Below are 7,669 nucleotides of genomic sequence, written 5' to 3'. Positions count from 1 at the left end.
TTTCCGCTCGACTTGCATGTGTTAAGCACGCCGCCAGCGTTCGTCCTGAGCCAGGATCAAACTCTCCAACAAAATCTTTGGAAAAGCGTCCCGGCAACAAACAAATGTTGCCAAAGGAATCTCCAACTCACCACCGAAATGATGAGCCGGGGTATTGCCATAATTGGCACTGGCTTATCAAGCACCCTGTTGAGTTCTCAAAGAACAACCGCACACCATCTTACGTTCCGCTTCCGCGGCCCGTTGTCCGGGGCACTCGCTCAACTTTACTCTCTCGTTTTCCGCCCCGTCAAATCCGCGTTTCCGGCGAATTCGATCGGCTGAGAAATCCGTTCGAGCCCCGCGAAACAATACACGATGATTCACCGTGACTATTTCTTGGGTTTCCCCCAGGACGGCCGCTCCGAGCCCTCGACTTCAGGTCCCGTTCGCTCGCCCGTCTCCCTGGCGGCTGTGTAACTCTACCTGGCTGGCCCCGCAACCGCAAATCCAATTTCTTGGAGATTTCCGCGGTCACACCACCCTGGCCCGGACTCGAGCTTAGCTCGCATCCGTCACCCTCGAGCCCCGATCCGGATCATCACGTTTGTGGTGGTCCGTCCCGGTTTCCCGTGGGCAGAGAAGAAGTTACGGGACTTGGCACGGTGACCGCAAATCGACGTCCATGCCCGCCTGAGCGGCGCGGACACACACGGAGAAAGGAAACCGTGACAGAGTGGCGTCATGAACGCATCCGAGACGCTGGCGGTCGACGCGTTCCTCAGCCTTCTTGTGCCGCTCTGGCAGGTCGTGATCGGCCTGCTTGTGCTGGTCACGGTGGTCGTCTCGGCTCATCGCCTGCTGATGCGCGGTCCGTCCCGCATGGGCGGCGCCCTGCTGATCGTCGGCGGCGCCGTCGTCGGCCTGGCCGTCGTCGGCTTCCTCGTCCAGAATCTGTGACCCCGGCTACAAACGCCGATTGGCCAGGCTCGGCAATTCCTGGCGAATGGTTTCCAGCCGTTCCAGATCCAGGTCGGCAAAGGTGACACCGGCCGTGTCCGGCGCCTGCGCCAGCACCGTTCCCCACGGGTCGATGATCATGCTGCGGCCGAAGCACGTCCGATTCGGTTCGTGATCGCCGATCTGGCCGGCCGCGAGTACGAAGCACTGGTTCTCGATCGCCCGGGCACGGAGCAGCACCTCCCAGTGGTCACGGCCGGTGTGCAGCATGAAGGCCGCGGGCACCACCAGGATCCGTGCGCCGGCGATCGCGAGCTGCCGGTACAACTCCGGGAACCGCAGGTCGTAGCAGATGCTCAGACCGGTCGGCACGCCGTTCAGGTCGAACACCACGGTCTCCGCACCGGGCGCGACGGTTCGCGACTCCTGGTAGGACACCCGGCCGGCGATCTCCACGTCGTACAGGTGGACCTTCCGGTAGACGGCGGCCCGCGAACCGTCGGGACCGAACACCAGCGTGGTGTTGAATGTCCGCCCTTCATCAGGACCGGTCTCGTGGAACGAACCGGCGTGCACCCAGATGCCGAGTTCCCGGGCGGCCTCCGCGAAGAAGGCGGCGAACTCCCCGTCGACGGGTTCCGGTTTCGGCGCGTCCGCGGCACGGCCGAGGAAGTCGACATACTCCGGGAGCACCGCGAGCCGGGCGCCACCAGCGGCGGCTCGCTCCAGCAGGTCACGGGCGACAGCGAGGTTGTGAGCACGGTCCTCGCGAGAGTTCAGCTGGCAGACGGCGACACGCATGAATACCACCGTACGGCCACCGGAGGCGTTACGGGACCGCCAGCGCGACCCTCCCGGCCGCCCCGGCCGTGACGCGGCCTGCGGAACCGGGTGAGCAGCCCCGTAACGGTCGTCGCGGACGGATCTGCCCTCTCACCCGCAGTTGGGCGCATCCGCTCACAGTTGGACGCTCACAGGCCCGCAGTGGTCTCCTCGCAGGCATGCCCCGGCGCCCGCGCTATGGCCTTGCCCGGCACCCGGGCCGCGGTGGGAGCCACGGTACGGCGTCGTCACTCGTACCACATAGGGGTGAAAAACGCGCTCAGCGGAAGCCGGGCGGCATGAGAAGGACCTCGGAGCCGACCGGTTGGAAGCCGGCGGCGAGGATCGCGCGGAGGCTGGCGGCGTTGCCGGGGGCGCATTGCGCCCAGATCGGGCGGCCGGCGGGGACGAGATGCCGGGCGGCGGTGGCGAGGATCCGTCCGTGACCGCGGCCCCGGACGGTCTCGTCGACCTCGAAGGCGACCTCCCAGCGTCCGCCGAGACCGCGGCCGATGATCAGAAGGCCGTGGTCGGTGGTCCAGGCCCGGACGTCGGTGCGGTAGTGGTGTGCACGCAGGACCCGCGGGTGTCGGCTGTTCTCGATCCGGCGGAGGGCGACCGGTGGATCACCCGGCAGGGGCGTGCCGAGGAGCATGACGTCGAGGGTGCCGGCGCTCAGACGGAGACGGCGTTCCAGCGCGCCGAGGAACGCCGGCCCGGTCGGCGCGGCGAAATCATCCCCGGTGATCCACTTTTCGGCCCAGGGACGCTCGATGTCGGCGGCGATCACCACGTGACCGGGAAACGCCAACACCGCCGCCCGATCGGACGACGGTGATGGAACGAGCTCCAGCCAAGGGTCCGGGACCTGGCGTTCGGCACGTTCGACGGCGCGGAGAACAGCCGCCAGATCTCGGGGTTCCAAGGTCAGGCGGACTTCTCCTCGCGGTCCGGGCGACGGCGGCGGCCGACGAACTCCCGGGGGACGATCGTGGGGTTCACGTTCTCCAGGACGACCTCTCGGTTGATCACCACGCGGGCGGCGTCCGGGTTGCTGGGAACCTCGTACATCACGGAGAGCAGGACCTCTTCCATGATGGCGCGCAGACCGCGGGCACCGGTGCCGCGGAGCATGGCCTGGTCGGCGATGGCCTCGAGCGCGCCCTCGTCGAACTCGAGCTCGACGCCGTCCAGTTCGAAGAGACGCTGGTACTGCTTGACGTAGGCGTTGCGCGGCTCGGTGAGGATCTTGATGAGCGCCTCACGGTCGAGGTTGCGCACCGTGGTGATCACCGGAAGCCGGCCGATGAACTCGGGGATCAGACCGAACTTCAGCATGTCCTCGGGCATGACCTTGCTGAAGATGTCGTCGGTGTTCCGCTCCGAGATCGAGCGCAGGCGGGCGCCGAAGCCCACGCCGCTCTGGCCGACGCGCTGCTCGATGATCCGGTCCAGGCCGGCGAACGCGCCACCCACGATGAACAGCACGTTCGTCGTGTCGATCTGGATGAACTCCTGGTGAGGGTGCTTGCGACCGCCCTGCGGAGGAACGTTCGCCACGGTGCCCTCGAGAATCTTCAGCAGGGCCTGCTGCACGCCCTCGCCGGAGACGTCCCGGGTGATCGACGGGTTCTCGCTCTTGCGGGCGATCTTGTCGACCTCGTCGATGTAGATAATGCCCTGCTCAGCGCGCTTGACGTCGTAGTCGGCGGCCTGGATCAGCTTGAGCAGGATGTTCTCGACGTCCTCGCCGACGTAACCGGCCTCGGTCAGCGCCGTGGCGTCCGCGATGGCGAACGGCACGTTGAGCATCCGGGCCAGGGTCTGCGCCAGGTGCGTCTTGCCGCACCCGGTGGGGCCGATGAGCATGATGTTGGACTTGGCGACCTCGACGTCGCTGCCACCGCCGGGCGCGCCGCTCGACTCGGCCTGGATCCGCTTGTAGTGGTTGTAGACCGCGACCGAGAGCGCCTTCTTAGCTTGCTCCTGGCCGACCACGTAGTTGTCCAGGAACTGGCAGATCTCCATCGGCTTGGGAAGCTCTTCCCACTTCACCTCGCCGGTCTCGGCCAACTCCTCCTCGATGATCTCGTTGCAGAGATCGATGCACTCGTCGCAGATGTAGACCCCAGGGCCCGCGATGAGCTTCTTGACCTGCTTCTGCGATTTCCCACAGAAGGAGCACTTGAGTAGGTCGCCACCGTCGCCGATCCGTGCCACCTACGTTCTCCCTGCATTCATTGGCCGGCCGCCGACCGGTCCGTGTCCGAGGACGGATTGCCTCGTTGCCATCTCATCGTCCGCCGACCCGCGTAACTGAGGCTGCAGACTCGACGTTACCCGCAAAGGGGCAGTTCTCCGACCCCCCAAAACGGGCGTGTCAGGGGTCGGCCAGTCTAGCGGTGACCCGGCCGGCCCCTGACAGCGCGTGCTCAGTTGTCGGCGCCGACTGCCTGCAGGCTCTTCTTGCGGCTGACCAGCACGGTGTCGACCAGACCGTAGGCCTTGGTCTCGTCCGCCGTCATGATCTTGTCGCGGTCGATGTCCTTGCGGACCTTCTCCACGGTCTGGCCGGAGTGGCGGGCGAGCATCTCCTCGAGCTGGGTCCGCATCCGCATGATCTCGCGGGCCTGGATCTCGATGTCCGACCCCTGGCCGTAGCCACCCTCGGTGGCCGGCTGGTGGATGATGATCCGCGAGTGCGGCAGCGCCATCCGCTTGCCCGGGGTGCCCGCGGCGAGCAGCACGGCGGCCGCGCTGGCCGCCTGGCCGAGACAGACCGTGGTGATGTCCGGACGGACATACTGCATCGTGTCGTAGATCGCGGTCATCGCGGTGAACGAGCCACCGGGCGAGTTGATGTACATGGTGATGTCGCGGTCCGGGTCGGTGCTCTCCAGCGTGAGCAGCTGGGCCATCACGTCGTTGGCCGACGCGTCGTCCACCTGAACGCCGAGGAAGATGATCCGGTCCTCGAACATCTTGTTGTACGGGTTCGACTCTTTGATACCCCACGAGGTGCGCTCGGAGAACGAGGGCAGCACGTAGCGGTTGTGCACCGGAGCGAACCCGGGAGGCATAGTCAGATCAGTCATGGGTCAGCTCTCCTCAGTTCAGCGTTCCGGCACCGTCGGGAACCTGCGTGGCCCCGGTGATCACCTTGTCGATGAAGCCATAATCCTTCGCTGCCTCGGCCGTGAACCAGCGGTCCCGGTCGAAGTCGGCAGCGATCTGCTCCTGGGTCTGACCGGTGTGAAACGCGATCCGCTCCTGGAACATGCGCTTGGTGTACAGCATCTGCTCGGCCTGGATGGCGATGTCGGCGGCGGTGCCACCCATGCCCCCGGACGGCTGGTGCATCATGATGCGGGCATGCGGCAGGGCGAAGCGCTTGCCCGCGGTGCCGGCACAGAGCAGGAACTGCCCCATCGAAGCCGCCATGCCCATCGCAACGGTCTGCACGTCGTTGTCGATGAACTGCATCGTGTCGTAGATCGCCATCCCCGAGTAGACGGAGCCACCCGGCGAGTTGATCCACAGGTGGATGTCGGCCTCGGGGTCCTCGGCCGAGAGCAGCAGCAGCTGCGCGCAGATGCGGTTGGCGCTCGCGTCGGTGACCTCGCTGCCGAGGAAGATGATCCGCTCGCGCAGCAGGCGGTTGAAGACCGAATCGTCGAGGTTGCCACTGAGGGCGTCGCCCCCGCGCCGCAGCACGGGGCCGGCGGGAATGTGGAGTTCGGTCATGGCAGCCCTTCACAGCTTGCTGTGTCGGCCGAAGGGTCCGGCCGGCAGGTTGTCCGTCGTACGACCAACCTAACTGGTCGGATGCGCATCAGCTTCCCGCTCGGGCAGGTGTTCGCTGACAGCGCACCCGCGCTGGGACGTACCCCTGACAAACGGCATCGGCCACCGCGCGGCGTGAATGCCGCGCGGTGGCCGATGAAAGACCGTGATCAGTGGTTGTGGCCGGCGTGCTCGTCGTCGGCCGCGCGCAGGTCGTCGAGGGACAGGACGTTGTCCTCGGTGTCCTTCATCGTGACCTGCTCCATGACGGAGGCCAGCGCCTTGCCCCGGCGCACGTCGCCGAAGACGGAGGCGGCGGCACCCGAACGGACCAGCTGGTCGTAGTACTGCTGAGGCTGCATCTGGGCGCGCTGCGCCCGGTGCACGATCTCGTGACCGAACTCGTCGTCGGACACCTGGACGTCCTCGGCGTCGGCGACGGTGTCGAGCAGCAGCTGGATCCGGACGCCCTCCTGGGCGGCCTCGGTCAGCTCCTGGTCGATCTGCTCCTCGGTCTTCTCCTCGGAGGCGAGGTAGTCCTGCAGGGTCGCGCCGATCCGCTCCAGCTGGTCGGTCATCGCCTGCTTGCGGCCGTCGACCTCTTCCTTGACGACGCCCTCCGGAGCGGGGATCTCGGCGGCCTCGACGAGCTGCTTGAGCGCCTCGTCACGAGCCGCGTAGATCTGCTCGACCTTCTTCGCCTTGGTGACCCGCTCGCGCAGGTCGCCCCGCAGCTCCTCCAGGGTGTCGAACTCGCTCGCCAGCTGGGCGAACTCGTCGTCGATCTCGGGGAGCTGCTTGTCCTTGACGGTCCGGACGACGACCTTCACCTCGGCGTCGCGGCCGGCGTAGTCGCCACCGACGAGCTGCGTGGTGAAAGTGGCCTCCTCACCGGCGGACAGGCCGACGAGGACCTCGTCGAGACCGGGAAGCAGCTGCTTGCTGCCGACCTCGTGGGAGATGTTGGTGGCCGAGCCGCCCGGCACCTCCTCGCCGTCGACGGTGGCGTTCAGGTCGAGCTGGACGTAGTCGCCCTCCGCAGCGGCACGCTCGACGGTCTTCAGCGTCGCGAAACGCTCACGCAGGCCGTTGATCTGCTCGTCGATCTCGCTGTCACCGATCTCCACGGCCGGAACCGTGACGGTGATGGTGGAGAGGTCCGGGATCGTGATCTCCGGGCGCACGTCGACCTCGGCCGTGAACTTCAGCGGCGCGTTGTCGGCGAACTCCGTGATCTCGACCTCGGGGCGGCCGAGCGTCTTGACGTCGTGCTCCTGAACCGCAGCGAGGATCTGCTGCGGGATCGCCTCCTGCACGGCCTCGTTGAGGACCGCGCCCCGGCCGACCCGCTGGTCGATCACGGCAGGTGGGATCTTGCCCTTGCGGAAGCCTGGAACCTGCACCTGCGCGCCGATCTCCCGGTACGCCTTCTGCAGGCTCGGCTTGAGCTCGTCGAACGGCACCTCGATGGCGAGCTTCACCCGAGTCGGGCTCAGAGTCTCGACGGTGCTCTTCACAGGCGTACTCCTTGTTGCTGCGGACAGATAGTGGCAGTCGGGGTGGCGGGATTTGAACCCACGGCCCCTCGCTCCCAAAGCGAGTGCGCTACCAAGCTGCGCCACACCCCGTGGCGTCGGCCAGTGTATGCGGTCGGCTCTCCTGCGTGTGCGCTGGAGTCACCTGCTGGGTAATCCGGTTCGCGCGACCGGTAGGTGATTCAGTAAGCTGTGCACGAGCCCCGGGGTTTCTCGGGGGTCATGCGGGCGTAGCTCAATGGTAGAGCCTCAGTCTTCCAAACTGATTACGCGAGTTCGATTCTCGTCGCCCGCTCTGTCGAAACGGCCCTGGCCGGAGGATGTCTCTCCTGGTCAGGGCCGTTTCTTTTCACTCTCTCGTGGATCTTGCGCCGCCCTCAGCGGCCTTCCCGGGCCTACTCCGTTCGGTGATCCGCCTGCCGGCCGACGACCGGTTTCAGTCACTCCTCTTCCAGTGACTCGTCGGATGCCGGTGGATCAGCGCGGAACCGGACGCCGTGCGCGAGCTTCGGCGGCGGCCCTCCCGATCGCCTCCGGGCAACGACCTTCCGGGGTACGCGGACAGAACCGGCCCACAGGCAGCCAGTTCA

Annotated in this window: 7 protein-coding genes, 2 tRNA genes and 1 rRNA gene; 2 read left to right on the top strand and 8 right to left on the bottom strand. The window is 66.4% G+C overall.

Features of this window, described 5'->3' with window-relative positions; translation table 11 throughout:
* A 16S ribosomal RNA gene (locus QSK32_RS09030) occupies positions 1-72 on the bottom strand; the annotation flags it as partial.
* Between the two features lie 651 nt (positions 73-723).
* On the opposite strand from QSK32_RS09030, the gene QSK32_RS09025 reads away from it, so the two are divergent.
* The gene (locus QSK32_RS09025; RefSeq protein WP_045745146.1) at positions 724-939 is read left to right on the top strand and encodes a hypothetical protein; all 216 of its coding nucleotides are present in this window, start codon (positions 724-726) and stop codon (positions 937-939) included.
* 6 nt (positions 940-945) lie between these two features.
* On the opposite strand, the gene QSK32_RS09020 is transcribed toward QSK32_RS09025, so the two are convergent.
* The 7 genes from QSK32_RS09020 to QSK32_RS08990 form a co-directional block, all read right to left on the bottom strand.
* Positions 946-1,740 (bottom strand): carbon-nitrogen hydrolase family protein, encoded by a 795-nt coding sequence (locus QSK32_RS09020; protein WP_045745147.1) that lies wholly within the window; start codon positions 1,738-1,740, stop codon positions 946-948.
* Between the two features lie 301 nt (positions 1,741-2,041).
* Positions 2,042-2,686, bottom strand: coding sequence for a GNAT family N-acetyltransferase (locus tag QSK32_RS09015; protein WP_285471629.1), 645 nt, complete (start codon positions 2,684-2,686; stop codon positions 2,042-2,044).
* Between the two features lie 2 nt (positions 2,687-2,688).
* A complete protein-coding gene (gene clpX, locus QSK32_RS09010) occupies positions 2,689-3,981 on the bottom strand; it encodes an ATP-dependent Clp protease ATP-binding subunit ClpX (RefSeq protein WP_045745149.1) in 1,293 nt (430 codons plus the stop codon).
* A 212-nt stretch (positions 3,982-4,193) separates the two neighbouring features.
* Positions 4,194-4,856: an ATP-dependent Clp protease proteolytic subunit gene (locus QSK32_RS09005; RefSeq protein ID WP_045745150.1), complete on the bottom strand. Its 663-nt coding sequence runs from the start codon at positions 4,854-4,856 to the stop codon at positions 4,194-4,196.
* Between the two features lie 13 nt (positions 4,857-4,869).
* Complete coding sequence (locus QSK32_RS09000; RefSeq protein ID WP_045745151.1) at positions 4,870-5,505, bottom strand: ClpP family protease; 636 nt, start codon at positions 5,503-5,505, stop codon at positions 4,870-4,872.
* A 209-nt stretch (positions 5,506-5,714) separates the two neighbouring features.
* Positions 5,715-7,061: a trigger factor gene (tig, locus tag QSK32_RS08995; RefSeq protein WP_045745152.1), complete on the bottom strand. Its 1,347-nt coding sequence runs from the start codon at positions 7,059-7,061 to the stop codon at positions 5,715-5,717.
* A gap of 37 nt (positions 7,062-7,098) precedes the next feature.
* Positions 7,099-7,172 (bottom strand) — tRNA-Pro (locus QSK32_RS08990).
* Between the two features lie 131 nt (positions 7,173-7,303).
* Between QSK32_RS08990 and QSK32_RS08985 the strand changes: the two genes are divergently transcribed.
* Positions 7,304-7,374: transfer RNA gene (locus QSK32_RS08985), tRNA-Gly, on the top strand.
* Positions 7,375-7,669 lie beyond the last annotated feature (295 nt).

Origin of the sequence: Actinoplanes sp. NBRC 101535 (assembly GCF_030269225.1) — a bacterium.
Taxonomy (GTDB): domain Bacteria; phylum Actinomycetota; class Actinomycetes; order Mycobacteriales; family Micromonosporaceae; genus Actinoplanes; species Actinoplanes rectilineatus.
This window is presented reverse-complemented; position numbering and strand designations above follow the sequence as displayed.

Bases quoted from the DNA above. Each gene is read 5' to 3' on its own strand.
- QSK32_RS09025 (WP_045745146.1), top strand. From the start codon at position 724: ATGAACGCATCCGAGACGCTGGCGGTCGACGCGTTCCTCAGCCTTCTT.
- QSK32_RS09020 (WP_045745147.1), bottom strand. From the start codon at position 1,740: ATGCGTGTCGCCGTCTGCCAGCTGAACTCTCGCGAGGACCGTGCTCAC.
- QSK32_RS09005 (WP_045745150.1), bottom strand. From the start codon at position 4,856: ATGACTGATCTGACTATGCCTCCCGGGTTCGCTCCGGTGCACAACCGC.
- QSK32_RS09000 (WP_045745151.1), bottom strand. From the start codon at position 5,505: ATGACCGAACTCCACATTCCCGCCGGCCCCGTGCTGCGGCGCGGGGGC.